The organism is Microbacterium foliorum (assembly GCF_003367705.1).
In the GTDB taxonomy this organism is placed as follows: domain Bacteria; phylum Actinomycetota; class Actinomycetes; order Actinomycetales; family Microbacteriaceae; genus Microbacterium; species Microbacterium foliorum.
This window is the reverse complement of record NZ_CP031425.1, coordinates 1684170-1708263: the sequence shown is the minus strand read 5'-3', so window position 1 is coordinate 1708263 and position 24094 is coordinate 1684170. Positions and strand designations below refer to the sequence as shown.

Sequence of the window (24094 nt, the reverse complement as noted above, 5' to 3'; positions counted from 1 at the left end):
GCATGCAGCCCGCACAGAGGCCTGATCGCTACTCTGGAGGTGATGATGCAGCCATTCCAAGTCACCCCCGAACCCGAACCCGCCGACCTGCCGAAGTGGTGGGTAAACACGCTCGATGTCCTCGGCGTCATCGGCGGCAAGGCCCTCAGCGTCGGCATCATCATCGTGGCGTGCGTGCTCATCGCACTCGTGCTGCGCGTGGTCATCCGCCGGGTGGTGCACCGCATCGTCGACACGGCCAAGACCAAGGCGGACGTCGACGACACGCAGGCACTGGAGCGCTCCCCGCTCGCCGACATGCGTCTGGTGCAGAGGACCCGCACACTCGGCACCATCCTGCAGAACATCGTCAACGTGATGCTCGTGGTGATCGCGCTGGTCCTCGTCGTGAACGAGCTCGACACCAGCCTGCTCGGCTCGCTCACGCTGCTGACGGCCGCGGTCGGCGCCGGTCTCGGCTTCGGTGCGCAGAACATCGTCAAGGACGTGCTGAACGGCATGTTCATCGTCGCTGAGGACCAGATAGGCATCGGCGATGTCGTCGATCTCGGACTCGCCTCGGGCGTCGTCGAGTACGTCAGCGTCCGGATCACCCAGGTGCGCGACGTGAACGGCACACTCTGGTACGTCCGCAACGGCGAGGTGCTGCGCATCGGCAACATGTCTCAGGGATGGGCGCGAGCGATCATCGACCTCGGCGTGCCCGTGGACTCCGACCTCGACCAGGTCGAGAAGCTCATGCTCGACACCGCGCAGGGGCTCGCCAAAGACCCGAAGTGGCGCACCCGCATCGTCGAGAAGCCCGAGCTGTGGGGCCTCGAATCGATCGACGGAGACGCCCTCGTCGTGCGGCTCGTCATCAAGGCGCGCGCGAATGCGAAGGACGACGTGGCGCAGGAGCTGCGCAAGCGTCTTCGCGCGACGATGCGCGAGAACGGGATCGACTTCCCGAGCATGACCACGGTCGTGCCCACCGGGCTCGACGGTGCACGCCGGGTGCGCGGAGCCAATCCACCGAAGACACGTCCCAATGCCGTCACGGGCGTGCCCGTCATACCGGATCGCGGCATCTGGCGACGCAAGAAGACGAATGACGACGGGAGCACCCAGAAGTGACGTTCTACGACGAGGTGGGTGGCCGAGAGACCTTCGCGAAGATCGTCGCGGTCTTCTACCGGGAGGTCGCTCGGGATCCGGTGCTCAAGCCGATGTACCCCGAAGACGACCTCGGCCCCGCGGAAGAGCGCCTGCTGATGTTCCTGGAGCAGTACTGGGGAGGGCCGACCACCTACGGCGAGACCCGAGGTCATCCCCGACTGCGGATGCGACACATGCCGTTCCATGTCGATCCCGATGCGCGCGACAGGTGGCTTCGGCACATGCGGACGGCGGTGGACGAGGCGCAGTTGTCGCCTCTGCACGAATCCACGCTGTGGGACTATCTCGAGCGCGCGGCGTATGCCATGGTGAACACATTCGAGCCGTCCGGCATCGGCACCGCCGCCGAGGGACGTCTTCCGCTCGAGACGAGATCGCGTCAGGAATCAACGGAGAGCACATGACGACCATGCCCCAGTCCGCCGACGTCCTGGTCATCGGATGGGGGCTCGCCGGTCTGGTGGCCGCGAGCGAGGCGCTGGATGCCGGTCGCCGCGTGATCCTGATCGATCAGGAGCCCCGGACGAATCTCGGCGGCCAGGCCTGGTGGTCGTTCGGCGGATTGTTCCTCATCGACTCCCCCGAGCAGCGGCGCATGGGCATCCGCGACTCGCTGGCCCTCGCGACGCAGGACTGGCTCGGCACGGCGGCGTTCGACCGCCCCGAAGACGAATGGCCCCGTCGCTGGGCCGAGGCCTACCTCGAGTTCGCCGCCGGAGAGAAACGCTCCTGGCTGCGGGAGCGGGGCGTGGGTTTCTTCCCCGTGGTGGGCTGGGCGGAGCGCGGCGGCTACGGAGCGCTCGGTCCCGGCAACTCGGTACCGCGGTTCCACATCACCTGGGGCACCGGTCCCGGGATCGTCGCGCCCTTCGCCGCGGCGGTGGAGCAGGGCGAGCGCGAGGGACACCTCACGATCCTCCCCCGCCACCGCGTGACCGAGCTGGTCGTCACCGATGGGGTGGTCACGGGGGCCAGAGGGCAGATCCTCGAATCGACTGCGGCCGCGCGGGGTGTCGAGAGCTCCCGGCGAGCGATCTCCGACTTCGAGATCCGTGCCGAGGCGACGATCGTGGCCTCAGGGGGCATCGGCGGGAACCATGACCTCGTGCGGGCCGCCTGGCCCGAGCGTCTGGGAACGCCACCGGCGCACATGCTGACCGGCGTGCCCGCTTACGTCGACGGTTCGATGCATGCGGTGTCGGAGGCCGCGGGAGCACGGCTCATCAACGGCGACCGCATGTGGCACTACGTCGAGGGGATCACCAACTGGGATCCGGTGTGGCCGTCGCACGGCATCCGCATCCTGCCCGGTCCGTCGTCGCTGTGGCTCGATGCCACCGGCACCCGCCTGCCGGTGCCGCTGTTCCCCGGGTTCGACACGCTCGGCACCCTCGCTCACCTGCGCGCGACCGGCCACGACCATTCCTGGTTCGTGACCTCGCGCCAGATCGTCGAGAAGGAGTTCGCGCTCTCCGGCAGCGAGCAGAATCCCGATCTCACCGGCAAGGATGTGGGCTTGCTCCTGAAGTCCCGGCTCGCGAAGGGACCCACCGGACCCGTGCAGGCGTTCCTCGATGAGGGCGAGGATTTCATCGTCGAGAACGATCTGGAATCGCTGCTCGAGCAGATGGCGACGCATCCGGGAGGCGAACTGCTCGACATCGACCAGGTCCGTCGCGAGGTGGTCGCCCGCGACCTGGAGATCGAGAACGACTTCACGAAAGACGCGCAGATCGGGATGCTGCGCTCGATGCGCGGGTATCGCGGGGATCGACTCATCCGCACAGCGTCTCCGCATCGACTGCAGGACCCCTCAGCCGGGCCGTTGGTCGCCGTCAAGCTGCACGTCATCACCAGGAAGTCGCTCGGCGGCATCACGACCGACCTGGACGGTCGCGCCCTCGGGCTCGACGGCGAACCGATCGTCGGCCTCTTCGCCGCCGGAGAGGCCAGCGGCTTCGGGGGTGGCGGCGTGCACGGCTACCGGGCGCTCGAGGGGACTTTCCTCGGGGGATGCCTGTTCTCGGGCCGTCAGGCGGGTCGCGCGGCTTCGGCCTGAAGTGGGTGACCGCCTCGGTCGGTCACTCCGCTGCGCCCGTTTCGCGAACGGCCGTGAGTCCGGTCGCCACCGGACCGCGGGCGAGCACGTGGCCTCGGCGGAACGCGAGCCTGGTCCAGCGGCCGGAGCGCATGACGGGCACGTCCTCCTCGCCGGAGATGAATCCGAACGCATCGGCCGCGAACGCGACGCCGCGAGGCAGCCCATCGAGATCGTCATCCGGCTCGCCCCAGATCGCGGCGCGGAGCGCGCGGACGGCCTCCTCCCCCGACCCGGGTGTCGCCCCGCGGGCCACGGCGCTGATGCCCCACTGGGCGCGCTGGGCGATGACGGAGGCGGCGAGGCTCGATTCCGCCATCCACCGGCCGCGCGGCGGGGCGATCCCCGCCCAGGCCGGTGAGAGGCCCGTCTCCGGCAGGACGAGCGCGCGATCGTCCTGCTCGTCTGCCGTGAGCGATGCCACGACCACGTCGCACTCGAGTTCGGGGTCGGCCTGCACGATGCGCATGGCGAGAACGGTCGGCGTCTGATCGAACAGTCCATGCGGCGCCAGCGCTGCGCCGGTCAGGGCGAGAACGCCTCCGGCGGCCTGCAGTCGCACCCCCTCGTCGGAGATGCGCGTGGCTCGCCCGATGAAGGTCAGGACGTCCTTCGACGTCTCGGGATCGGCGAGGAGGAGCTGGTGCGGCACACCCTCTAAACTATCAAGGTCAGCGGCGGCAGCAGTCGCGGGAAGGACGCCATGACCCCCGACGCCCACGCGATCAGCACCGTCGCACAGCTCCTGTCGGTTCTCGACCTCGATTCGACGCAGGCCCGCACGACCGAGGACATCTTCACGGGCTCGTCGCACCCGATGCCGTCGGGACGGATCTACGGGGGCCAGGTTCTCGCTCAGAGTCTTCTCGCTGCGGAGCGCACTCTGCCCGAAGACCGCGCGGCGCACTCGATGCACGGGTACTTCCTCCGTCCGGGCGATGCGAGTCAGGGCATCACGATCGCCGTCGACCGGATCCATGATGGTCGTTCGTTCTCCACCCGCCGTTCGCAGGCGTACCAGAACGGAGTGCCGATCTTCTCGATGATCGCCTCGTTCCAGGACGCCGACCCCGGGGTGGAGCACGCGGTGCCGATGCCCGATGACGTGCCGGGGCCGGAGATGCTGCTCCCCGACGAGCAGCGGGTCGAAGGGCTGCCCGCGGGGGTCGTGCGGATGCTCAGCGATCGTGCGGCGGATGTGCGACACATCGATTCGCCGCTCTTCCTGCCGAGCGACGACTCCCGCGTGCCGCAGCAGGGTGTCTGGATGCGGATGAAGGCGCCTCTGCCCGATGACCAGAGGATCCATCGCGCCGCGCTCGCCTACTTGAGCGACATGACGATCCAGGAGTCGATCCTGCGCGCCCATGGCCTGTTCTGGGGGCTTCCGGGGTTGAAGGTGGCGAGCCTCGATCACGCGATGTGGTGGCACCGCCCTGCGCGCGTCGACGAGTGGCTGCTGTATCTGCAGGAGTCGCCGAACTCCCGAGGAGGGCGAGGGCTCGCCCAAGGGCGCATCTACACCGAGACCGGCGACCTCGTCGCCTCCGTGGCGCAGGAGATCATGGTGAGGGTGCCGACGGCGGAGTGACGGCGCCCGTCGGATCACCGGTGGGTGTACGCGACGCCTCAGCGGTGGTTGCCGTCCTGCCGGCTCAGCGGTGCGAGTACTCGATCGACGGGCCCACGAACGGTTCCCACGCCTCGCGCATCTCCGGGGTGAGCCGTGTGGGGCGCCCGGTGCCGGCGTCGACCAGCACGATCACGGCCGTGGAGCGCGCGTAGATGACGCGCGGCTCCGACGCGGGGTCGTTGTGCACCTCGTAGCAGACCTCCACGCTGGATCCGCCGAGCTTGCCGAACCACATCTGCACTTCGAGCGGTCGACGCTGGTACGGAACGGGCGCGAGGTATTCGATCTCCTGCCGAGCGATCAGGGTGAGCACGCCCTCGTCGATTCCGGAGTCGAGCACTGCCGTCGACGGCGCCTGCTCACCGGGCCCCGCACGCCAGAACGCGCGGACGCGCGCCTCCTCGAGCAACTTCAGCATCGAGGTGTTGTTGACGTGGTTGAAGGCATCCAGATCCCCCCAGCGGAGGTGGATCGGGATGTGCAGTCGGGGTCCCGGTGACAGATCGACCATCAGTGGCTCAGTCGCGAGTGAGCTTGCGGTGCGTGGAGCGGTGCGGCTTCGCGGCGTCCGGGCCGAGGCGCTCGATCTTGTTCTCCTCGTAGGCTTCGAAGTTGCCCTCGAACCAGTACCACTTGGCCGGCTTCTCGTCGGTGCCCTCGTAGGCGAGGATGTGCGTGGCGATGCGGTCGAGGAACCACCGGTCGTGCGTGATGACCACGGCGCAACCGGGGAATTCGAGAAGGGCGTTCTCGAGCGAGCCCAGGGTCTCGACGTCCAGGTCGTTGGTCGGCTCGTCGAGAAGCAGCAGGTTGCCACCCTCCTTGAGGGTCAGCGCGAGGTTCAGACGGTTGCGCTCACCGCCGGAGAGCACGCCCGCCTTCTTCTGCTGGTCGGGCCCCTTGAAGCCGAACTTCGACACGTACGCCCGCGAGGGGATCTCGGTCTTGCCGACCGTGATGAAGTCGAGGCCGTCGGAGACGACCTCCCACAGGGTCTTGTCGGGGTCGATGTTTGATCGCGACTGGTCGACGTAGCTGATCTTGACCGTCTCGCCGATCTTGAGGTCACCGGCGTCGAGCGGCTCGAGACCGACGATCGTCTTGAAGAGCGTGGTCTTGCCGACGCCGTTCGGGCCGATGACGCCGACGATGCCGTTGGGCGGCAGGTTGAAGCTGAGCCCGTCGATGAGCATCCGGCCGTCGAAGCCCTTCTCGAGCTTCTTCGCGTCGATGACGATGCTGCCGAGACGAGGACCCGCGGGGATCGAGATCTCCTCGAAGTCCAGCTTTCTGGTCCGCTCGGCCTCGTTCGCCATCTCCTCGTAGCGGGCGAGACGAGCCTTCGACTTGGTCTGACGACCCTTCGCGCTCGACCGGACCCACTCCAGCTCCTCCTTGAGGCGCTTGGCGAGCTTGGCGTCCTTCTTTCCCTGGATCTCGAGGCGTTCGCCCTTCTTCTCCAGGTAGGTCGAGTAGTTGCCCTCGTATCCGATGAGGCGCCCGCGGTCGACCTCGGCGATCCACTCCGCGACGTGGTCGAGGAAGTACCGGTCGTGGGTGATGGCGATGACGGCGCCCTTGTAGGCCTGCAGGTGCTGCTCGAGCCAGAGCACGCTCTCCGCGTCGAGGTGGTTGGTGGGCTCATCGAGGAGCAGGAGGTCGGGCTTCTGCAACAGCAGCTTCGCCAGGGCGACACGGCGCTTCTCTCCGCCGGACAGGGGTGCGATCGCGGCGTCCGCCGGCGGCGTGCGCAGCGCGTCCATCGCCTGCTCGAGCTGGGAATCGAGGTCCCAGCCGTCTGCAGCGTCGATCTCCTCCTGCAGCGTGCCCATCTCGGCGAGCAGAGCGTCGAAGTCGGCATCGGGATCAGCCATCAGCATGGAGATCTCGTTGAATCGATCGACCTTCGCCTTGATCGCGATCCCGTCCTGGATGTTCTCCAGCACGGTCTTCGACTCGTCGAGCTCCGGCTCCTGCATGAGGATGCCGACGGAGAACCCGGGCGAGAGCTTGGCTTCGCCGTTCGACGGCGTGTCGAGACCCGCCATGATCTTGAGGATCGTCGACTTGCCGGCGCCGTTCGGCCCCACCATGCCGATCTTGGCGCCGGGGAGGAACGCCATCGTGACGTCGTCGAGGATGAGCTTCTCGCCCACCGCCTTGCGCGCACGAACCATCGAGTAGATGTACTCAGCCACCGAAAACCGCTCCTTCTGTTGGCGTCGAAGATCGACACTCCAGCCTACCGGCGATTACGGCGCGGACCACCGAGAGCACTGCCAGGTGAAGGTCGTCACCAGTCGATGGCACGGGTGGTGCCGACGAGGCACCGCCCCTCGGCGAGCTGCGGCAGCACGACCGTCACGGGGTCGCCGGTGGACGGACCCACCTGACCGACCAGGCACTCCTTCTCGCCCCACCGCACGGAGAACTGCAGGCTCTCCGCCGGGTTGCCCACGGTCGTCGAATCCTGCGTCACCTGCATCGCCGAGCGGTCGAAGCCCGCAGCGATCAGCGCGTCGATGTACGCCCGACCCGAGGCCCGCTGATCGGACGCCCACACCTGGGCCACGATGGCCGAGAAGAGCGGGAGATTGTCATCGGCCGTCCCGTCGGGCACATAGGTCGGACCCGCCGGCTCATCGGTGGCACCCGGGGTCTCGACGGCCGGCGACGGATCGGGATCCGGCGACGGACTCGGACCGCAGGAGGTCAGAATCAGCATCAGGATCGCCGTGGCGCCGACCGCGCCGACCGCGCCGAGGACGTGACGTACGTGGGAGTCCGGTCGTCGAAGCACGAACCGAGTCTAGAGTGCGCGCCCGCGACCACACGCCGCGCGCGTCAGGCCTGCACGTCCGCAGCGGTCGCGTCGGGCTGCACGCCACTCGAGAGGTAGCCGCCATCGTCCATCGCCCACGGTGTCTGGATCTCCTGCTCCTCTCGCTCGACCGACCCCTCCGCGGTGTCGGGGAGCGTCTGGTCGGAGCCTCCGGCCTCGCGGGAGCCCTGCGGGGTTGAGGTCGACCGCGCGCTGCGCCGATAGGCGGTCGTCCCCCAGCGCAGGTCGTGCCCGATGACCTCGGCGTCGATGTCGACGCTCGTGCCCTGCTTGCCGTTGTTCTCCCATGTGCGGATCTTCATCCGCCCGGTGACGATGACGCTGTCCCCCGATCGGAGCGAGGTCTTCGCGTTCTCCGCGAGCTGCCGGAACGCGGCTACGGAATACCAGTTCGTGCCCACGTCGATCCAGGTCTGGGTCGCCTCGTCGAAGCGACGATGCGTGCTCGCGAGTCGGAAGTTCGTGACCGGGACGCCGCCTGACGTGCGCCCTTGCGTGGGATCCGTTGCGACGTTTCCGACGATGGTGACCGTGTCGTGCATGATGCCTCCTCTGTGGCCCGGGACTGCCCCCGGATCGATCCAGCGTGCATCACGTCGGGGCAGCGGTGCGGGGGCGAGAACACGACAACGGAACAACCTCGTCACACCGAGAATCGTGCAGAAGACGCGGTCTCGACCGCCGGTCTGCCGGGCGAGTCGCAATGTCGGTGGTCGATCGTATGTTCGAGGAATGAGAGGAGATTCCATGTCCGACACCCTGATCACGTCCCTGCCCGAGGTTCCTTACGCGACTCCGCGACTGTCCAGTCCTCGAACGCATCTCGTGCGCGCGTCCGACCACCTCTGGCGTGTGCAGGACGACGACGGCCGAGTCCTGGGACACCTGCGTCTCGTCCCGCACCCGCTCGGCATCCGCTATCGCGCGGAGCGTCTGCATCTCGCCACCGCGACGTTCCGCCTGGTGGGCGACTTCTGGAACCCTGACGACGTGGTCGCGGCGCTCCGAGCCGGGTGACGAGCACAGGGTGCGCAGCTCACGGCGGGGAGCGTGCGGAGGATGGTGCCCCCGGCAGGATTCGAACCTGCGACCAAGAGATTAGAAGGCTCCTGCTCTATCCCCTGAGCTACGGAGGCGCACGCATCCAGCGTACCGTCCCGGGCTGCGATGTCGGAGCCGTCGATAGGATGGCGACATGGTATCTGCCTCAGAGAACGACCGCCTCGTGTGGATCGACTGCGAGATGACCGGCCTCGATCTCTCCATCGATGAGCTTGTCGAGATCGCGGTGGTCATCACCGATTTCGAACTGCGACCGGTCGACCCGGGCTTCCAGGTGGTGATCCGGCCGAGCGCAGCGTCTCTCGAGAACATGAGCGACTTCGTCACGAAGATGCACGAGACTTCGGGGCTCATCACCGAGATCCCTAACGGCGTCTCGCTGGCCGAGGCCGAGGCGCAGACCCTCGCCTACATCAAGCGATTCGCCCCCGTGGAGCGCAAGGCCCCCCTGGCCGGCAACACGATCGGCACCGATCGCATGTTCCTCGCGAAGTACATGCCGCAGGTCGACAACTGGCTGCACTACCGGAACGTCGATGTCTCGAGCATCAAAGAGCTCTCGCGCCGCTGGTACCCCCGGGTCTTCTTCCAGGCGCCCAGCAAAGACGGCGGACATCGCGCCCTCGCCGACATCCTCGAGTCCATCCGCGAGCTGCGGTACTACCGCGAGGCGGTGTTCGTCGACGAGCCAGGGCCGTCGAGCGACGAGGCCCGCGACATCGCGACGCGCACCGTGTCAGAGTTCCCTCTCAACATGTAATAGACTCGTCTGGTTGCCAACTCCGGTTGGCGCATGGTGGGTATAGCTCAGCTGGTAGAGCGCTGGCTTGTGGTGCCGGATGTCGCGGGTTCGAGTCCCGTTACTCACCCCACACTGAACGAAGGCCCGGGTCCGAGACCCGGGCCTTCACTCGTATCACCTCGGATATCACCGTCGCCGGTCGAAGTCGACGCTGTGCTCGCCCGTAGGATTGCGTGATGTCCCCCGCCGTCTGGTTCTCACTGCTGACAGCGTGCGTGGTGATCAGCTTCACGCCGGGCGCGGGTGCCATCAACACCATGTCCAATGCCCTCAACCAGGGCTGGAAACGCGCGATCTGGGGCATCATCGGGCAGCAGCTCGCGCTCGTCGTGCACGCGGCCATCGTCGCCGCGGGTCTCGGGCTCATCGTCTCGCAGTCCGAGGTGCTGTTCACCGTCATCCGCTATGCCGGAGCCGCCTACCTCGTGTTCCTCGGGCTCCGGCTGATCCTCGCCACGCCGAGCGTGCCGGATGCGGTCGACGAGACGCTCGTCGATATCCGCGAGGGGCACTGGCCGATGATCAGACGTGGCTTCTGGGTGAACCTGCTGAATCCGAAGGCGATCGTCTTCTTCCTCGCGTTCATCCCCCAGTTCATCCGTCTCGATCAGCCGCAGCTCCCCCAGTACCTCGTTCTCATCGCCACCGTGATCGTCGTCGACGTCGCCGTGATGTGGGGTTTCTTCGCCGCGGCGGCACGGCCCTTCCGCAGGCTCACGCGCTCGTCCCGGGGACAGCGCACGCTGAACTCGGTCTTCGGCGTGCTGTTCATCGCCGTTGCCGGGCTCCTCGTCTTCCTGCACTGACAGCAGCGACGCGGTCGGCCATCGGCGGGCAATAGGCTGAAGACGATGGAGATGGATGCTGCCCCCTTCGAAGAACTCGTCGTCGACGAGCTCGATCGTCTGCCCGATGAGATGGTCGACGGCCTCGAGAACGTCGTCTTCGTCGTCGAGGACCGACCCGAGGACGGAAGCCTCGACCTCCTCGGCCTCTACGACGGGCTGGCGCTCACTGAGCGCACTCAGTACGGATCGGGCGAGCTTCCTGATCGGATCGTCGTCTACCGCGAGTCCCACCTCGCCGCCTGCGACACCGTCGAAGAACTCCGAGACGAAGTCCACACGACCCTCGTGCACGAGATCGCCCACTTCTACGGGATCGACGACGACCAGCTGCACGAATTGGGATGGGCATGACTCCGCTCGCCACACCCGACGTCGACGAGACGACAGACCTGTCCGCTGCGCCTCTCGAGCCCTGGGAGGTCGTGGTGTGGAACGACCCGGTCAACCTGATGAGCTATGTCGTCCGCGTGTTCCGCACGTACTTCGGATACTCGGTCGAGCACGCCACGCAGCTGATGCGCTCGGTGCACCATGACGGTCACGCGATCGTCGCGACCGGGCCCCGCGAGACCATGGAGGTTCATGCGCAGGCGATGCACGACTACGGGCTCTGGGCGACCGTGAGGAGATCGGCCGAATGAGAAGCGATGTCCTGCACATCGAGATGGCCAGGGTCGAGGGCGCGCAGCTCGCCCGCCTCGTCGACGACCTCCGCGATCTGGTCGGGGCCGACCGGGACCTCACTGATCCCGCCATCGATCGACTCGTCCCCGATCCCTACCCGGAGGATGCCGACGCCTCACGCTCGTTCAGGGAGACGACGCGGGACGATCTGCTCGACCGCCGCGCCCTCGACGCCGATACGGTGCGCGCCGCACTCGACGCCCTTCGAGCCGACCTGGACACGATCACTCAGTCCGAAGCGTTCGAAGAGCACGTCATCGAGATCCCGGAGCCGGAGGTCGATGCCTGGATGCGCACCCTCACGGCGCTGCGGCTCGTGATCGCATCACGCCTGTGCATCGAGACCGACGAGGATCACGACGCAGAGGATCCGAGGTTCGGGGTCTACGACTGGCTCGGATACCGGCTCGAGCTCATCATCGAAGCCGCCGACGAGCTGCTGTGAGTCGACGAGCTGCGGTGAGATCGGCTCGGTTCGGCATCATGGCACTTCTACGACTCGGGTCGCGAGCGCCCGGGGGCCGTCGAGCGCGATGTGCTCTTCCTCCTGTGCAGCCCAGCGTTCCCAGTGCGGGCGATAGGTGTCGCCGTCACGTCGCAGCGCCCGCGTCTTGCGTCCGCTCTCTCCCGACTCCACCCAGATGCTCACATCGGCGATCGCCGCTGTCGCCGGCGTGAGTATGCCGCTGCCTTCGACGATCACTCCGAGAGCCGGATCGACCGCGTGCGTCTCGGCCTCTGCAGCCGCGCCCCAATCCCAGCGCTGCCAGGACCCGAGGTATCCGCGACCGTGGGGTCTGAGAATCCCGTCGAGAGCGCGCGACACTCCTTCCTTCAGCCCATCCCACCCGGGATAGATCGAGTCCAGAGCGATCAGCTGCACGCGCCCCGCTATCGGCCAACGATCGACGAGCATGCGGGCGAGTGTGGTCTTGCCTGCTCCACTGCGCCCATCGATCAGGACGACGGGGTTCGATGCGGCGAGAGCGCGCACGTCAGTGATGATCGACGTCGCCGCTCGCTCGAGTGCGGCAGCGACGGGGTCGTCACTTCTTGAGGGCACGGATGATGCGGGAGAGAGCGCGTCCTGCGGTCCAGACGAACGGGATGGCGACCACGATCAGCGTGACGATGTTCGGTTCGAACCTGAGTCCTTCTTCACGACGCACGTAGACGCCGACCGGTACGGATACACCGCCGCCGCCACCACCCTCGGCGCCATCGCCGCTGCCTCCTCCGAAGCCTGAATACGTGAATGCGACCGGAGTGATGCTCACGCCGTCGACATCCAGTGTTTCGCCGTACGCGCTCTTCACGCCGAACGACGCAGTCTGCTTTCCGAGTTCCAGTGCAATGTTGGGCATTCCCCCACGCTAGCCCAGTCCACGTGAGGTGGAGGAGTCAATCCAGGCCGTGCGCCTTCGGATGCTGGGCCGACCCCCGCCCCTCTCCTCGTCCGATGTGCCGCGCCCGACCGATCATCGCCGATCCGAATCGAGCGACCGCGTCATCGACCGCCCCTTCGACTCGACGCCAGTCCTCGTCGTCGTCCCAGAGCCCGAACCCGCCTCCTCCGGCGGGTCGCAGCTTCTCGGCGCGCACACCGACGAGCCGCACCGGATCGCGCCGTTCGATCTGGTCGAAGAGCATCTGAGCGGCCTCACCGATCCGCTGACTGACCGCAGTGGCCTCCGGGAGGGTGAGGGAGCGACTGATCGTGCGGAAGTCGTCGAAGCGCACCTTGATCGCGACGGTCGACGTCTCCCACTCCGCCCTCCGCAGACGGGCACCCACTCGGTCGGCGAGACGCAGCAGCTCGGCGCGCAGATACGAGCGATCGGTGACATCGGCGTCGAACGTCTCCTCATGACCGATGCTCTTCTCGACGCGCTCGGTCTCGACGGCCCTGGCGTCTTCTCCGCGTGCGAGTTGAGTCATTCTGGAGGCCAGAGCGGGTCCGACCGCTCGGTCGAGCATGGGGCGTGACGCCATGCGAATGTCGCGGATCGTTCGTATGCCGCGGCTCTCCAGTGCCTCAGCGGCTTTCGGCCCCACACCCCACATCGCGCGGACCGAACGTGGATCGAGGAACGCCTGCGTGTCGGCCGCGGCGACGACGAGCATGCCGTCCGGCTTCGAGACGGTCGAGGCGATCTTGGCCACGTGCTTGGTCGCGGCGACGCCGACGCTGCAGGTGATGCCCACCTCCTCGTGCACACGCTCCCGCACCAGGTGGGCGATCCGGGCGGGACTCCCCCACAGACGGCGCACGCCGCGGACGTCCAGAAAGGCCTCATCGACCGACAGCGGTTCGACCAGAGGGGTGATCGACTCGAAGATCGCCATCACCTGACGCGAGACCTCGTGGTATCGATGGAAATGCGGGGGCACGATCCTCGCAGAAGGGCACAGGCGCAGAGCTTGTGACACCGGCATGGCGGCATGAACACCGTAGCGGCGCGCCTCGTAGGACGCACTCGAGACGACGGACCGACCGTCGGGCGCCCCGATGATCAGCGGAAGACCGCGAAGAGTCGGGTCGTCGAGAACCTCGACCGCAGCGTAGAACGCGTCCATGTCGACATGGAGGATACTCGTGCCGGCATCGTCGGCATCGGCGGGCGAGACGATGCGCCCTCTGCCGTCACCGTGTCCCATGAGACCATTGTCCCCCGGACCTCCGACATGAGGCCCGGGGAACTCGGTTACTGGGCAGCGCGCTCGAGAACGAGTTCGCGGACCCGGGCGGCGTCAGCCTGACCCTTCATCGCCTTCATGACCGCGCCGATGACGGCGCCGGCTGCCTGCACCTTGCCGTCCTTGATCTTGGCGAGCACATCCGGCTGCGCGGCCAGCGCGTCGTCGATGGCGGCGATGAGCGCTCCATCGTCCGACACCACCGCCAGTCCGCGGCTGTCGACGACCTCCTGCGGCGTCCCCTCTCCGGCGATGACGCCCTCGAGCACCTGACGCGCGAGCTTGTCGGTCAGGGTTCCCGCATCGACGAGCTTCTGCAGAGCGGCGACGTTCTGCGGCGAGATCAGCTGCGCCGCCTCCTTCTCCTGAGCGTTCGCGAGGCGGGTGATCTCACCCGTCCACCACTTGCGCGCTGTGGCAGGAGCGGCACCGGCCGCGATCGTCGCCTCGACGACGTCGAGCAGGCCGCCATTACGAACATCCTGGAACTCCAGGTCCGTGAACGCCCACTCGGCCATGAGTCGACGGCGGCGGGCCACAGGCTGCTCGGGCAGCTGAGCACGCAGCTCCTCGATCAGCTCGGGTGCGGGCTCCACCGGAACGAGGTCGGGCTCCGGGAAGTAGCGGTAGTCGTCGGCATCCGACTTCGGACGACCGGGCGAGGTGGTGCCGGTGTCTTCATGCCAGTGACGCGTCTCCTGCGTGATCGTACCGCCGTCGGCGAGGATCTGCGCCTGGCGCTGGATCTCGTAGCGCACGGCTCGCTCGACCGATCGCATCGAGTTGACGTTCTTCGTCTCGGTACGGGTGCCGAGCTTCTCCTGTCCGCGCGGGCGCAGCGAGACGTTGGCGTCGCATCGCAGGTTGCCGCGCTCGAGTCGAGCCTCCGAGATCCCCAGGCTGCGCACGATGTCGCGGATGGTCGCGACGTAGGCCTTGGCGACCTCTGGCGCGCGGTGTTCCGCGCCGAAGATCACCTTCGTGACGATCTCGACCAGTGGGACACCCGCGCGGTTGTAGTCGACGAGGGAGTACTCGGCGCCCTGGATGCGGCCGGTCGCCCCACCCATGTGCGTGAGCTTTCCGGCGTCCTCCTCCATATGCGCGCGCTCGATCGGGATCTGCACGATCGTGCCGTCTTCGAGCTCGACCTCGACGGATCCCTCGAACGCGATCGGCTCATCGAACTGCGAGATCTGGTAGTTCTTGCCGAGATCCGGGTAGAAGTAGTTCTTGCGCGCGAAGCGGCTCGACGGAGCGATCGAGCATCCGAGCGCGAGGCCCAGGCTGATCGACGAACGGATCGCCGTCTCGTTCACGACGGGAAGCGCCCCGGGGAGGCCGAGGTCGACGGGAGCGATCAGGGTGTTCGGCTCGGCGGCGTGGTAGAGCTCGTTCGCGGGGTTCGGCGCGTCCGAGAACATCTTCGTGTTCGTGTTGAGCTCGACGTGCACCTCGAACCCGAGCACGGGCTCGAACAGTTCGAGGGCCTTGTCGAAGTCCATGAGCTTGGCGGTGGCCATCAGCGGGTCCCTCCTGCGAGCTGCGGTGCACGGGTGAGGAGCGGCGCCCCCCACGAATCGACCAGCAGCGTCTCGACGGCCGCACCGACCGTGTAGAGACGGGCGTCCTGCCGCGCCGGCGCGATGAACTGGATGCCGACGGGCAGACCGTCGTCGGAGGCGAGACCGCTCGGGATCGAGATACCGGGCACTCCGGCGAGGTTCACCGGGATGGTCGTGATGTCGTTCAGGTACATCTGCAGCGGGTCGTCGATCTTCTCGCCGATCTTGAACGCCGTGGTCGGGGCCGACGGCGTCGCGATCACATCGACCTCGGCGAACGCGGTGTCGAAGTCCTGCTGGATGAGCGTGCGGACCTTCTGCGCGCTGCCGTAGTACGCGTCGTAGTAACCCGCCGACAGCGCGTACGTGCCCAGGATGATGCGACGCTTGACCTCGTCGCCGAAACCGGCGTCCCGCGTCGCCGACATGACGTCTTCGACCGTGGGGTTGCCGTCGGGAGTGACGCGGAGACCGAAACGCACGGAGTCGAACTTCGCGAGGTTGCTGGAGGCCTCCGCCGGAAGGATCAGGTAGTACGCGGCCACGCCGTACTCGAAGTGCGGTGCGCCGATCTCCACGATCTCCGCCCCCTGCGCCTCCATCATGGCGAGTGCGCTGCGGAACGACTCCGCGACGCCGGGCTGGAACCCGCTGTCGGGAAGTTCGCGGATCACACCGACCTTGAGCCCCTTCAGCACGTCTCCGCGAGCGCCCTCACGGGCGGCATCTGCGAACGAGGGCCACTCCTCGCGCAGCGACGTCGAGTCCTTCGGGTCGTGTCCGCCGATCGCGTCATGCAGCAGTCCCGCGTCGAGCACCGTGCGCGTGACCGGGCCGACCTGGTCGAGGCTCGAGGCGAGAGCGATGGCGCCATAGCGGCTGACACCGCCGTAGGTCGGCTTCACGCCGACCGTTCCCGTGACGTGCGCGGGCTGACGGATCGACCCACCCGTGTCGGACCCGAGAGCGAGAGGCGCTTCGAAGGCCGCGACCGCCGCGGCGGACCCGCCGCCGGAACCGCCGGGGATCCGATCGAGGTCCCACGGGTTGCGGGTCGGACCGTACGCCGAGTGCTCGGTCGACGAGCCCATGGCGAACTCGTCCATGTTGGTCTTGCCGAGGGGGATGAGTCCGGCCGCCCGAGAGCGGGCGACGACGGTGGCGTCGTACGGAGAGCGGTAGCCCTCGAGGATCCGGGACCCGCTGGTGGTCGGCTGGTCGGTCGTGACCAGAACGTCCTTGATCGCGAGGGGGACGCCGGCGATCGGGCCGAGCTGCTCTCCGGCCGCGCGTCGCGCGTCGATGTCGGCCGCCGCGTCGAGCGCACCCTCGTTGACGTGCAGGAAGGCGTGGACGTCGCCGTCGACGGCCGCGATGCGGTCGAGGTGCGCGCGCGTCGCCTCGACGCTGGAGATCTCGCGGCTCGCGAGCTTGTCGGCGAGTTCTGCCGCGGTCAGACGGATGATGTCGCTCACTGCTCTTCTCCCAGGATCGCGGTGACGCGGAAGCGGCCGTCGGCCTGATCGGGTGCGTTCTGGAGCACCTGCTCGTGCGTCAGGGTCTCGCCGACCACGTCGGGGCGGTAGACATTGCTCAGCGGGATCGGATGGCTCGTCGCGGCGACCTCGGGGCCCGCCACCTCCGACACCTTCGCGATGTTGTCGACGATGGCGTCGAGCTGTCCCGTGAGCCGGGACACCTCATCGTCATTCAGCTGGATACGCGCGAGCACGCCGAGATGGCGTACGAGTTCAGGGGTGATTTCAGACACCCTCCCAGTGTAGTCAGCGGGCCCGACGTCACCCCGCCGCCGGCACACCCCACCCCTATGCTGGGCTGGTGAGCTCGTTCCAGCCTCCTCGTCCGTGGGTCGCCAGCTACGCCGCAGGCGTCCCCGAAGACCTCTCCCCCGTGTCCGGATCGCTGATCGACATCGTCTCCGCGTCGGTCAGGGACTACCCCGACGCCCCGGCGCTGCAGTTCTTCGGCCGCGAGATCACCTACGCCCGGATGCAGGATGCGATCGATCGGGCGGCCGCCGGACTCCGCGATCTCGGTGTGCGTGCGGGTGATCCCGTGGCGATCGTGCTCCCGAACTGCCCTCAGCACATCATCGCGTTCTACGCCGTTCTGCGGCTCGGCGCCGTCGTGGTGGAGCACAACCCGCTCTACACACCGCGCGAGCTGCGCAAGCAGTTCGAGGATCACGGCGCGAAGCACGCGATCGTGTGGAACAAGGTCGTCGGCACCGTGCAGGAGTTCCCGGCCGACCTCGCGGTCACGAATCTGATCTCCGTCGACGTGACGCGAGCCATGCCGCTTCTGACCCGCGTCGCACTCCGACTGCCCGTGGCCAAGGCCCGCGACTCCCGCGCAGCGCTGACCTCGCGAGTCCGCGGCACCGTGCTGTGGGAGACACTGCTGCGCTCCGCCCCGATCCCCGCCACGCATCCCGCACCCGCGACCGACGACCTGGCGATCATCCAGTACACGTCGGGCACGACGGGCACGCCGAAGGGCGCGGCGCTCACTCATCGCAACCTGCTCGCGAACGCGGCGCAGTCCCGCGCCTGGGTGCCATCGATCCAGCGCGGCAAGGGCTGCGTCGTGTATGCGGTGCTGCCGATGTTCCATGCGTACGGTCTGACGCTGTGCCTGACCTTCGCGATGTCGATGGGCGCGCGGCTCGTGCTCTTCCCGAAGTTCGAGCCCGACCTCGTCCTCGAGGCGATGAAGAAGCATCCCGCGACCTTCCTGCCCCTGGTGCCTCCGATCGCCGATCGCCTGCTCGCGGCCGCGACCGCGAACGGCATCTCGCTCGACGGCATCGAGGTGGCGATCTCCGGGGCGATGGCGCTGCCGCACGATCTGGTGGTGCCGTTCGAGGCCGCCACGCATGGCTATCTCGTCGAGGGCTACGGACTGAGCGAGTGCTCGCCCGTGCTGATGGCGAACCCGGTCGCGGACAACCGGGTTCCCGGCACCGTCGGCCTTCCCCTTCCCGGCACCGAGTGCCGGGTGGTGGATCCCGAGAACCCGACCGTCGATGTGGCCGAGGGCGCTCCGGGTGAGCTGCTCGTGCGCGGCCCGCAGGTGTTCTCCGGCTACTACGGCAAGCCCGAGGAGACCGAAGCGGTGTTCATCGACGGCTGGTTCCGCACCGGAGACATCGTGACGGTCGACCGGGCCGGGTTCGTCCGGATCGTCGATCGCATCAAGGAACTCATCATCACGGGCGGATTCAACGTCGCGCCGACAGAGGTCGAGAACGCCCTGCGACAGCATCCGCTGATCGTGGATGCCGCCGTGATCGGCCTGCCCAGCGAACACTCCGGCGAAGAGGTCGTCGCGGCGATCGTGGTCGACGGATCGGCGGCTGTCGATGTCGAGGCCATCCGCGAGTACGCCCGCAGCATCCTCACTCCCTACAAGGTGCCCCGACGCGTCTTCGTCGTCGACGAACTTCCGAAGTCTCTGATCGGGAAGGTGCTGCGGCGCCAGGTCAGGGAGAGGCTGCTCGCGCTCAGCGCCTCCTGAGGGCGGCCTCACAGGCGCCGGATCTCGGAAGGCGCTACCCTTGGTCAGTGACTCCTGAAGACGCTGTGCCCACTGACGCCCCCGAGACCCCTGGATTCGAGGAGCTCGGCATCACCGGGCCCGTCCTCAAGGCCATCAAGGACCTCGGATACGAGACCCCCTCCCCCATCCAGGCCGCGACCATCCCGACTCTCCTGTCCGGACGCGATGTCGTCGGCATGGCGCAGACCGGAACGGGAAAGACCGCGGCCTTCGCGCTCCCCGTGCTGGAGCGCCTCGACGTGTCGCAGAAGACCCCGCAGGCGCTTGTGCTCGCACCGACCCGTGAACTCGCCCTGCAGGTGTGCGAGGCCTTCGAGTCGTACGCCTCGAAGATGAAGGGCGTCCACGTCCTCCCCGTCTACGGCGGCCAGGGCTACGGTGTGCAGCTGTCCGCGCTCCGCCGCGGCGTGCACGTGATCGTCGGCACCCCCGGTCGCATCATGGACCACCTCGCCAAGGGCACGCTCGACCTGTCCCAGCTGCAGTACCTGGTTCTCGACGAGGCCGACGAGATGCTGAAGATGGGCTTCGCCGAGGATGTCGAGCAGATCCTCGCGCAGACGCCGGAGGAGAAGCAGGTCGCCCTGTTCTCGGCCACCATGCCGCCCCAGATCCGTCGCCTCGCGCAGAAGTACCTGCGCGAGCCCGAAGAGATCAGCATCAAGTCGAAGACCGCGACCGGCACGAACATCACCCAGCGCTATCTCGTGGTGTCGTACGCGCAGAAGGTCGACGCGCTCACACGCATCCTCGAGGTCGAGAACTTCGACGGGATGATCGTGTTCGTCCGCACGAAGAACGAGACCGAGACACTGGCCGAGAAGCTCCGCGCCCGCGGATACTCCGCTGCGGCGATCAACGGCGACGTGCCTCAGGTGCAGCGCGAGCGCAGCGTGAACCAGCTCAAGGCGAGCAAGCTCGACATCCTCGTCGCGACCGACGTCGCAGCCCGTGGGCTCGACGTCGAGCGCATCAGCCACGTCGTCAACTTCGACATCCCCACCGACACCGAGTCGTACGTGCACCGCATCGGCCGCACGGGGCGCGCGGGACGCACCGGCGACGCGATCAGCTTCATCACGCCGCGCGAGCGGTACCTGCTGAAGGCGATCGAGAAGGCGACCCGCCAGCAGCCGACCCAGATGCAGCTGCCGAGTATGGATGACGTCAACACGACGCGTCTCGCCCGGTTCGACGATGCGATCACGGCTGCCCTCGGTGATGACGGGCGCATCGAGAAGTTCCGCGACATCATTGCGCACTACGTGCGCAACCATGATGTGCCCGAGGCCGATGTGGCCGCGGCTCTCGCGGTGGTCGCGCAGGGCGACACCCCGCTGCTGCTCGATCCCGCCGACGATGCCCTGTCGAAGGCCGTCGAGTACGACAACCGTCCTCCTCGCGAGAACAGCGGCCGCGGCGATCGGCGCGAGACCCGCGAGCCGCGGGAACGTCGTGGGCGCGGTGACTACACCCCGTACCGTATCGAGGTCGGACGCCGTCACCGCGTCGAGCCGCGTCAGATCGTCGGCGCGCTGGCGAACGAGGGCGGTCTCGGACGCGACGACTTCGGCGCGATCAACATCCGCCCCGACTTCACCGTCGTCGAGCTGCCCGCGAACATGGACTCCTCGGTGCTCGAGAAGCTGAAGGACACCCGCATCTCGGGTCGCCTGATCGAGATCAAGCCCGACCGCGGACCGGGTGCGCGCCGCAACGACGGACCTCGCGACGGTGCGCGTGGCGGCTTCGAGCGTCGCGACGAGCGTCCGCGCTACGACCGTGACGAGCGTCCCGCTCGGGGCGACCGCGACGAGAAGCCGTTCCGCAAGCCGCGCCACAAGGCCTGAGCGGTACGCTCATGCACATCGAGCGCGCAGGCCCCGAGGATGTTCGGGGCCTGGCGCGCGTCAAGTGGATCGACAGGGGCACTGACGGTCCGAACGTCGCGGAGTTCGAGTCTTTCGTGACAGCTCTCGCGTCCTGGTGGGAGGTCCATCGTGGGACGCACTCCGCGTTCGTCGCGCGCACGATTGATGAAGAGATCGTCGGTGCCGCGTGGGTCGCACTGTTGCCCCGAGTTCCGAGCCCGGGCGCGAACAACCGCCTTTCGGCAGACATCCAGAGCGTCTTCGTGCTGCCCGAGCACCGCAATGACGGTGTGGGAACCGCCCTCGTCGAGGTGGCGACAGCACACGCACACAGCGCCGGTGCCTCCAGAGTCATCGTGCACTCGAGCGAACGCGCTGTGCCGGTCTATCTAAGGCTCGGTTTCACAGAATCATCGAAGCTGCTCCAGCGCATCTTCGACGCGTAGGCCCCTCAGAAGCCCGACGGACCTGGCGCCGCGCTGCGTGCGAGCTTCGCCGCGACCTCGAGAAGGGATTCCGGGCGTGCGAGAAGCGCGCGCTGTTCGGGATGCGCGATCAGATGACGCAGCAGTCGGTGTGCCCCGTCGACCGTGGGCGCCCAGTAGCCGCCGACATGATGACGGCTGAGCGGCGTCGTGGTCGTCTCTCCTGCCGCCGTCACCGCGATCGACCCGTCGGCGGGGTCGAGATCGAGGCTGTCGAGAGTCAGGAAGGTCAGTGCGCCGATCACGACCGTGCTGACGAGGCCCGGCAGCCGGAAGCGTGTGGTCGGCACATCGAGCACCACGCGGTCGATTTCTGACCACGCGAGGATCCCGGTGTTCTCCGATCCCCGTCGGAACAGCACCGCATCCGGCGTCAGCCGCAGATGATGCCTGCCGGGGTCGCCGACCGCCAGCGCACCGGGAACGACGATCAGTGGTCCATAGCGCTTCATCCGAGCGCGTCCGGCCCTTCGGTCACGAGGATGTGGAACTGGGCGGCATCGAGGATGCGGATGCCGAGCTCCTCCGCCTTGCCGAGCTTCGATCCTGCGCCCGGCCCGGCCGCCACGAAATCGGTCTTCTTCGAGACGCTCGACGCGGCCTTGCCCCCCGCCTTGATGATCGCCTCCTGCGCGCCGTCGCGCGTGTAGCCGTCGAGGGACCCGGTGGCGACGACGGTGAGCCCCTCGAGCACTCCGCCCTCGACGACCGCAGCGCCCGGTCCCGGGTGTCCGGGAGTCGACCACTGCACGCCGGCTTCGGCCCATCGCCGCACGATGTCCTGATGCCAGTCCACGTCGAACCAGGCGAGCAGCGAGTCCGCGATGATGCCGCCGACCCCTTCGACCGCCGCGAGCTCGTCACGGGACGCCGCGCGGATGGCGTCGAGCGAGCCGAACCACTGCGCGAGCGCACGCGCGGCGACGGGGCCGACATGACGGATGTTCAACGAGACGAGAAGACGCCAGAGATCCTTCGTCTTGGCCTTCTCGAGCTCTGCGAGCAGCGTGAGCGCCTGGGATGAGGGCTGAGGCCCCTCGAGGCCGGACTTCTTCTCGGCGGCGGTCGGGTTGCGGCGGAAAGGCGCCCGAGTCTTCACCAGCCCGTCATCGTCTTCTTTGGGCAACCCTGTCTCGGCATCGCGCACGAAGAGCTCGATCGGCACGATCTCATCGAGGGTCAGGGCGAACAGGCCCGCCTCGGTCTCGAGAGGGGGCGTGGCGGGTGTCGTGGGCTGCGTCAACGCCGCCGCCGTGACCTCGCCGAGCGCCTCGATGTCGAGAGCGCCGCGGGATCCGATGTGCTCGACGCGCCCGCGCACCTGGGCGGGACATGAGCGCGCATTCGGGCAGCGCAGGTCGATGTCGCCCTCTTTCATCGCGCGCAGCGGCGTGCCGCATTCGGGGCAGTCGACAGGCATCACGAACTCCCGTTCGGTGCCGTCGCGCTTCTCGACGACCGGCCCGAGCACCTCGGGGATCACGTCGCCCGCCTTGCGCAGCACGACGGTGTCGCCGATCAGCACGCCCTTCGCCTTCACGACGTCTTTGTTGTGCAGCGTCGCCTGCCTCACGACGGACCCCGCGACGTGAGCGGGAGCCATCACGGCGAAGGGCGTGGCCCGCCCCGTCCGCCCGACGGACACGACGATGTCGAGGAGCTTCGTCTGCACCTCTTCGGGCGGGTACTTGTATGCGATCGCCCAGCGCGGCGCGCGGCTCGTTGCGCCCAGTTCGTCGTGCAGGGACAGCTCGTCGACCTTCACGACGATGCCGTCGAGCTCGTGCTCGATGTCATGCCGGTGCTCTCCGAAGTACTCGACGAACGCCGCGACCTCGTCGATGCTCGTGCAGACCTTGGTGTGCGGGCTCGTGGGGAGTCCCCACTCGGCCAACGTCTCGTATATCTGACTCTGCGCCGCCACCGGGGGGTTCTCCCAGGCGCCGATGCCGTGCACGTACAACGCGAGCGACTCGATCCGCAGCATTCCCGCTTCGAGCTCGAGTCCGTCCTTCTTGTCGATCTGCTGACGCAGACCGCCGCTCGCCGCGTTCCTCGGATTGGCGAACGAGGGGAACCGCCGGGCAGCCGCGGTGCGCGCCTTCTCTTCGTCGAACGGCTTCTTCGCCCCGCCCCGTGCCTCCCAGCGAGCGAGCGCGTCGGCATAGGCCCGTTCGCGGAACGTGGCCTGTGCGGCGTTGAGCCGTTCGAAGGCGGCCACGGGTATGAACACCTCTCCCCGGACCTCGACGATCTCGGGGTGCCCCTCGCCGCTGAGCTCCCGGGGGATCTCGGGCAGACGCAGCGCGTTCTCGGTGACGATCTCGCCGACCCGGCCGTCGCCCCGCGTCGCGGCCGACGTCAGGATCCCGTTCTCGTAGCGCAGATTGATCGCGAGTCCGTCGATCTTGAGCTCGGTCAGCCAGTCGACATCTCGTCCTGCCGCGGCGCGCGTCTTCGCGGTCCACTCACGGAGCTCGTCGATCGAGAACACGTTGTCGAGGCTCAGCATGCGCTCGGCGTGCTCGATGGTCGCAAGCCCTGTCGCTTCGGCCACGCCCACCATCTGGGTGGGAGAATCCTGACCCTGCAGCTCCGGATGCAGCCGCTCGAGCTCTTCGAGCCGGTGCATCCAGCCGTCGTAGGTGGCGTCGTCGACGACGGAGGTGTCGCGCCCGTAGTACGCGTCCTTCGCCTCGAGGATGCGAGTGGTCAGCCCGTCGGCTTCGTTTCGGGCGTCTTCCAGCGAGATGTTCTCCGGCACTCCGCC

Annotated in this window: 26 protein-coding genes and 2 tRNA genes; 14 read left to right on the top strand and 14 right to left on the bottom strand. The window is 67.6% G+C overall.

Going from position 1 to position 24094, the window contains the following annotated elements:
* The first annotated feature begins 42 nt into the window (after nucleotides 1–42).
* From DXT68_RS07885 to DXT68_RS07875, 3 genes are read left to right on the top strand one after another with little or no spacing between them, the layout of a single operon-like run.
* Entirely contained in the window at nucleotides 43–1116 is a 1074-nt protein-coding gene (locus tag DXT68_RS07885) for a mechanosensitive ion channel family protein (RefSeq protein WP_082069027.1), read from the top strand.
* Complete coding sequence (locus DXT68_RS07880) at nucleotides 1113–1562, top strand: globin (RefSeq protein ID WP_045255181.1); 450 nt, start codon at nucleotides 1113–1115, stop codon at nucleotides 1560–1562. The genes DXT68_RS07885 and DXT68_RS07880 overlap by 4 nt, the downstream gene beginning before the upstream one ends.
* Nucleotides 1559–3217 carry an FAD-binding dehydrogenase gene (locus DXT68_RS07875; protein ID WP_174233201.1) on the top strand — a complete coding sequence of 553 codons (1659 nt, stop codon included), beginning with the start codon at nucleotides 1559–1561 and terminating at the stop codon, nucleotides 3215–3217. The genes DXT68_RS07880 and DXT68_RS07875 overlap by 4 nt, the downstream gene beginning before the upstream one ends.
* 22 nt (nucleotides 3218–3239) lie before the next feature.
* Here the strand turns inward: DXT68_RS07875 and DXT68_RS07870 are convergent, their stop codons facing one another.
* Entirely contained in the window at nucleotides 3240–3908 is a 669-nt protein-coding gene (locus DXT68_RS07870) for a DUF8185 domain-containing protein (RefSeq protein ID WP_045255182.1), read from the bottom strand.
* A gap of 51 nt (nucleotides 3909–3959) precedes the next feature.
* Here DXT68_RS07870 and DXT68_RS07865 point away from each other — a divergent pair, with 51 nt between their 5' ends.
* Entirely contained in the window at nucleotides 3960–4847 is an 888-nt protein-coding gene (locus DXT68_RS07865; RefSeq protein WP_045255183.1) for an acyl-CoA thioesterase, read from the top strand.
* 64 nt (nucleotides 4848–4911) lie between these two features.
* Here the strand turns inward: DXT68_RS07865 and DXT68_RS07860 are convergent, their stop codons facing one another.
* The 4 genes from DXT68_RS07860 to DXT68_RS07845 form a co-directional block, all read right to left on the bottom strand.
* Complete coding sequence (locus DXT68_RS07860) at nucleotides 4912–5400, bottom strand: acyl-CoA thioesterase (RefSeq protein ID WP_045255184.1); 489 nt, start codon at nucleotides 5398–5400, stop codon at nucleotides 4912–4914.
* A 7-nt stretch (nucleotides 5401–5407) separates the two neighbouring features.
* Entirely contained in the window at nucleotides 5408–7087 is a 1680-nt protein-coding gene (gene ettA, locus DXT68_RS07855) for an energy-dependent translational throttle protein EttA (RefSeq protein WP_045255185.1), read from the bottom strand.
* A gap of 95 nt (nucleotides 7088–7182) precedes the next feature.
* A complete protein-coding gene (locus DXT68_RS17070; RefSeq protein WP_174233200.1) occupies nucleotides 7183–7689 on the bottom strand; it encodes a DUF6993 domain-containing protein in 507 nt (168 codons plus the stop codon).
* Between the two features lie 44 nt (nucleotides 7690–7733).
* Complete coding sequence (locus tag DXT68_RS07845; RefSeq protein WP_082069028.1) at nucleotides 7734–8273, bottom strand: single-stranded DNA-binding protein; 540 nt, start codon at nucleotides 8271–8273, stop codon at nucleotides 7734–7736.
* A 205-nt stretch (nucleotides 8274–8478) separates the two neighbouring features.
* On the opposite strand from DXT68_RS07845, the gene DXT68_RS07840 reads away from it, so the two are divergent.
* Nucleotides 8479–8748 carry a hypothetical protein gene (locus DXT68_RS07840; protein ID WP_052677827.1) on the top strand — a complete coding sequence of 90 codons (270 nt, stop codon included), beginning with the start codon at nucleotides 8479–8481 and terminating at the stop codon, nucleotides 8746–8748.
* A gap of 43 nt (nucleotides 8749–8791) precedes the next feature.
* On the opposite strand, the gene DXT68_RS07835 is transcribed toward DXT68_RS07840, so the two are convergent.
* Nucleotides 8792–8867 (bottom strand) — tRNA-Arg (locus DXT68_RS07835).
* Between the two features lie 59 nt (nucleotides 8868–8926).
* Between DXT68_RS07835 and orn the strand changes: the two genes are divergently transcribed.
* The 6 genes from orn (at nucleotide 8927) to DXT68_RS07805 (ending at nucleotide 11572) form a co-directional block, all read left to right on the top strand.
* Nucleotides 8927–9553 (top strand): oligoribonuclease, encoded by a 627-nt coding sequence (orn, locus tag DXT68_RS07830; protein ID WP_045255186.1) that lies wholly within the window; start codon nucleotides 8927–8929, stop codon nucleotides 9551–9553.
* 36 nt (nucleotides 9554–9589) lie between these two features.
* A tRNA-His gene (locus DXT68_RS07825) sits at nucleotides 9590–9665 on the top strand.
* 106 nt (nucleotides 9666–9771) lie between these two features.
* Nucleotides 9772–10401, top strand: a complete 630-nt coding sequence (locus DXT68_RS07820; RefSeq protein WP_045255187.1) for a LysE family transporter — start codon at nucleotides 9772–9774, stop codon at nucleotides 10399–10401.
* Between the two features lie 45 nt (nucleotides 10402–10446).
* The gene (locus DXT68_RS07815; RefSeq protein WP_045255188.1) at nucleotides 10447–10794 is read left to right on the top strand and encodes a metallopeptidase family protein; all 348 of its coding nucleotides are present in this window, start codon (nucleotides 10447–10449) and stop codon (nucleotides 10792–10794) included.
* Nucleotides 10785–11084: an ATP-dependent Clp protease adapter ClpS gene (clpS, locus tag DXT68_RS07810; RefSeq protein ID WP_045255189.1), complete on the top strand. Its 300-nt coding sequence runs from the start codon at nucleotides 10785–10787 to the stop codon at nucleotides 11082–11084. The genes DXT68_RS07815 and clpS overlap by 10 nt, the downstream gene beginning before the upstream one ends.
* Nucleotides 11081–11572 carry a DUF2017 family protein gene (locus DXT68_RS07805; RefSeq protein ID WP_045255190.1) on the top strand — a complete coding sequence of 164 codons (492 nt, stop codon included), beginning with the start codon at nucleotides 11081–11083 and terminating at the stop codon, nucleotides 11570–11572. Before clpS ends, DXT68_RS07805 begins: the two co-directional genes overlap by 4 nt.
* A 36-nt stretch (nucleotides 11573–11608) precedes the next feature.
* Here DXT68_RS07805 and DXT68_RS07800 read toward each other — a convergent pair whose 3' ends face one another.
* Genes DXT68_RS07800 through gatC form a run of 6 tightly spaced genes read right to left on the bottom strand, consistent with a single transcriptional unit; the run spans nucleotide 11609 to nucleotide 17160 of the window.
* A complete protein-coding gene (locus DXT68_RS07800) occupies nucleotides 11609–12190 on the bottom strand; it encodes a nucleoside/nucleotide kinase family protein (protein ID WP_082069029.1) in 582 nt (193 codons plus the stop codon).
* A complete protein-coding gene (locus DXT68_RS07795) occupies nucleotides 12174–12491 on the bottom strand; it encodes a hypothetical protein (RefSeq protein WP_045255191.1) in 318 nt (105 codons plus the stop codon). The genes DXT68_RS07800 and DXT68_RS07795 overlap by 17 nt, the downstream gene beginning before the upstream one ends.
* Before the next feature lie 37 nt (nucleotides 12492–12528).
* Entirely contained in the window at nucleotides 12529–13785 is a 1257-nt protein-coding gene (gene dinB, locus DXT68_RS07790; RefSeq protein ID WP_045255192.1) for a DNA polymerase IV, read from the bottom strand.
* Nucleotides 13786–13832: 47 nt separating this feature from the next.
* Nucleotides 13833–15347: an Asp-tRNA(Asn)/Glu-tRNA(Gln) amidotransferase subunit GatB gene (gatB, locus tag DXT68_RS07785; RefSeq protein WP_045255193.1), complete on the bottom strand. Its 1515-nt coding sequence runs from the start codon at nucleotides 15345–15347 to the stop codon at nucleotides 13833–13835.
* Complete coding sequence (gene gatA / locus DXT68_RS07780) at nucleotides 15347–16864, bottom strand: Asp-tRNA(Asn)/Glu-tRNA(Gln) amidotransferase subunit GatA (protein WP_045255194.1); 1518 nt, start codon at nucleotides 16862–16864, stop codon at nucleotides 15347–15349. Before gatA ends, gatB begins: the two co-directional genes overlap by 1 nt.
* Nucleotides 16861–17160 (bottom strand): Asp-tRNA(Asn)/Glu-tRNA(Gln) amidotransferase subunit GatC, encoded by a 300-nt coding sequence (gene gatC, locus DXT68_RS07775; RefSeq protein ID WP_045255195.1) that lies wholly within the window; start codon nucleotides 17158–17160, stop codon nucleotides 16861–16863. The genes gatA and gatC overlap by 4 nt, the downstream gene beginning before the upstream one ends.
* 68 nt (nucleotides 17161–17228) lie before the next feature.
* Here gatC and DXT68_RS07770 point away from each other — a divergent pair, with 68 nt between their 5' ends.
* From DXT68_RS07770 to DXT68_RS07760, 3 genes are read left to right on the top strand one after another with little or no spacing between them, the layout of a single operon-like run.
* Nucleotides 17229–18926, top strand: a complete 1698-nt coding sequence (locus tag DXT68_RS07770) for a long-chain-fatty-acid--CoA ligase (RefSeq protein ID WP_045255196.1) — start codon at nucleotides 17229–17231, stop codon at nucleotides 18924–18926.
* 47 nt (nucleotides 18927–18973) lie between these two features.
* Entirely contained in the window at nucleotides 18974–20818 is a 1845-nt protein-coding gene (locus DXT68_RS07765) for a DEAD/DEAH box helicase (protein ID WP_045255197.1), read from the top strand.
* 11 nt (nucleotides 20819–20829) lie between these two features.
* The gene (locus tag DXT68_RS07760) at nucleotides 20830–21285 is read left to right on the top strand and encodes a GNAT family N-acetyltransferase (RefSeq protein WP_045255198.1); all 456 of its coding nucleotides are present in this window, start codon (nucleotides 20830–20832) and stop codon (nucleotides 21283–21285) included.
* Nucleotides 21286–21290: 5 nt separating this feature from the next.
* On the opposite strand, the gene DXT68_RS07755 is transcribed toward DXT68_RS07760, so the two are convergent.
* Nucleotides 21291–21776, bottom strand: a complete 486-nt coding sequence (locus tag DXT68_RS07755; RefSeq protein ID WP_045255199.1) for a hypothetical protein — start codon at nucleotides 21774–21776, stop codon at nucleotides 21291–21293.
* On the bottom strand, nucleotides 21773–24088 hold the full coding sequence (ligA, locus tag DXT68_RS07750) for an NAD-dependent DNA ligase LigA (RefSeq protein WP_045255200.1): 2316 nt from the start codon (nucleotides 24086–24088) through the stop codon (nucleotides 21773–21775). The genes DXT68_RS07755 and ligA overlap by 4 nt, the downstream gene beginning before the upstream one ends.
* Between the last annotated feature and the right edge of the window lie 6 nt (nucleotides 24089–24094).

Excerpts from the sequence above, each read along its gene's own strand:
- DXT68_RS07885 (WP_082069027.1), top strand. The coding sequence starts at position 43 with ATGATGCAGCCATTCCAAGTCACCCCCGAACCCGAACCCGCCGACCTG.
- DXT68_RS07875 (WP_174233201.1), top strand. The coding sequence starts at position 1,559 with ATGACGACCATGCCCCAGTCCGCCGACGTCCTGGTCATCGGATGGGGG.
- DXT68_RS07865 (WP_045255183.1), top strand. The coding sequence starts at position 3,960 with ATGACCCCCGACGCCCACGCGATCAGCACCGTCGCACAGCTCCTGTCG.
- DXT68_RS07860 (WP_045255184.1), bottom strand. The coding sequence starts at position 5,400 with ATGGTCGATCTGTCACCGGGACCCCGACTGCACATCCCGATCCACCTC.
- DXT68_RS07845 (WP_082069028.1), bottom strand. The coding sequence starts at position 8,273 with ATGCACGACACGGTCACCATCGTCGGAAACGTCGCAACGGATCCCACG.
- DXT68_RS07840 (WP_052677827.1), top strand. The coding sequence starts at position 8,479 with ATGTCCGACACCCTGATCACGTCCCTGCCCGAGGTTCCTTACGCGACT.
- orn (WP_045255186.1), top strand. The coding sequence starts at position 8,927 with ATGGTATCTGCCTCAGAGAACGACCGCCTCGTGTGGATCGACTGCGAG.
- DXT68_RS07820 (WP_045255187.1), top strand. The coding sequence starts at position 9,772 with ATGTCCCCCGCCGTCTGGTTCTCACTGCTGACAGCGTGCGTGGTGATC.
- DXT68_RS07815 (WP_045255188.1), top strand. The coding sequence starts at position 10,447 with ATGGAGATGGATGCTGCCCCCTTCGAAGAACTCGTCGTCGACGAGCTC.
- clpS (WP_045255189.1), top strand. The coding sequence starts at position 10,785 with ATGGGCATGACTCCGCTCGCCACACCCGACGTCGACGAGACGACAGAC.
- DXT68_RS07805 (WP_045255190.1), top strand. The coding sequence starts at position 11,081 with ATGAGAAGCGATGTCCTGCACATCGAGATGGCCAGGGTCGAGGGCGCG.
- DXT68_RS07795 (WP_045255191.1), bottom strand. The coding sequence starts at position 12,491 with ATGCCCAACATTGCACTGGAACTCGGAAAGCAGACTGCGTCGTTCGGC.
- dinB (WP_045255192.1), bottom strand. The coding sequence starts at position 13,785 with ATGGGACACGGTGACGGCAGAGGGCGCATCGTCTCGCCCGCCGATGCC.
- gatB (WP_045255193.1), bottom strand. The coding sequence starts at position 15,347 with ATGGCCACCGCCAAGCTCATGGACTTCGACAAGGCCCTCGAACTGTTC.
- DXT68_RS07760 (WP_045255198.1), top strand. The coding sequence starts at position 20,830 with ATGCACATCGAGCGCGCAGGCCCCGAGGATGTTCGGGGCCTGGCGCGC.
- DXT68_RS07755 (WP_045255199.1), bottom strand. The coding sequence starts at position 21,776 with ATGAAGCGCTATGGACCACTGATCGTCGTTCCCGGTGCGCTGGCGGTC.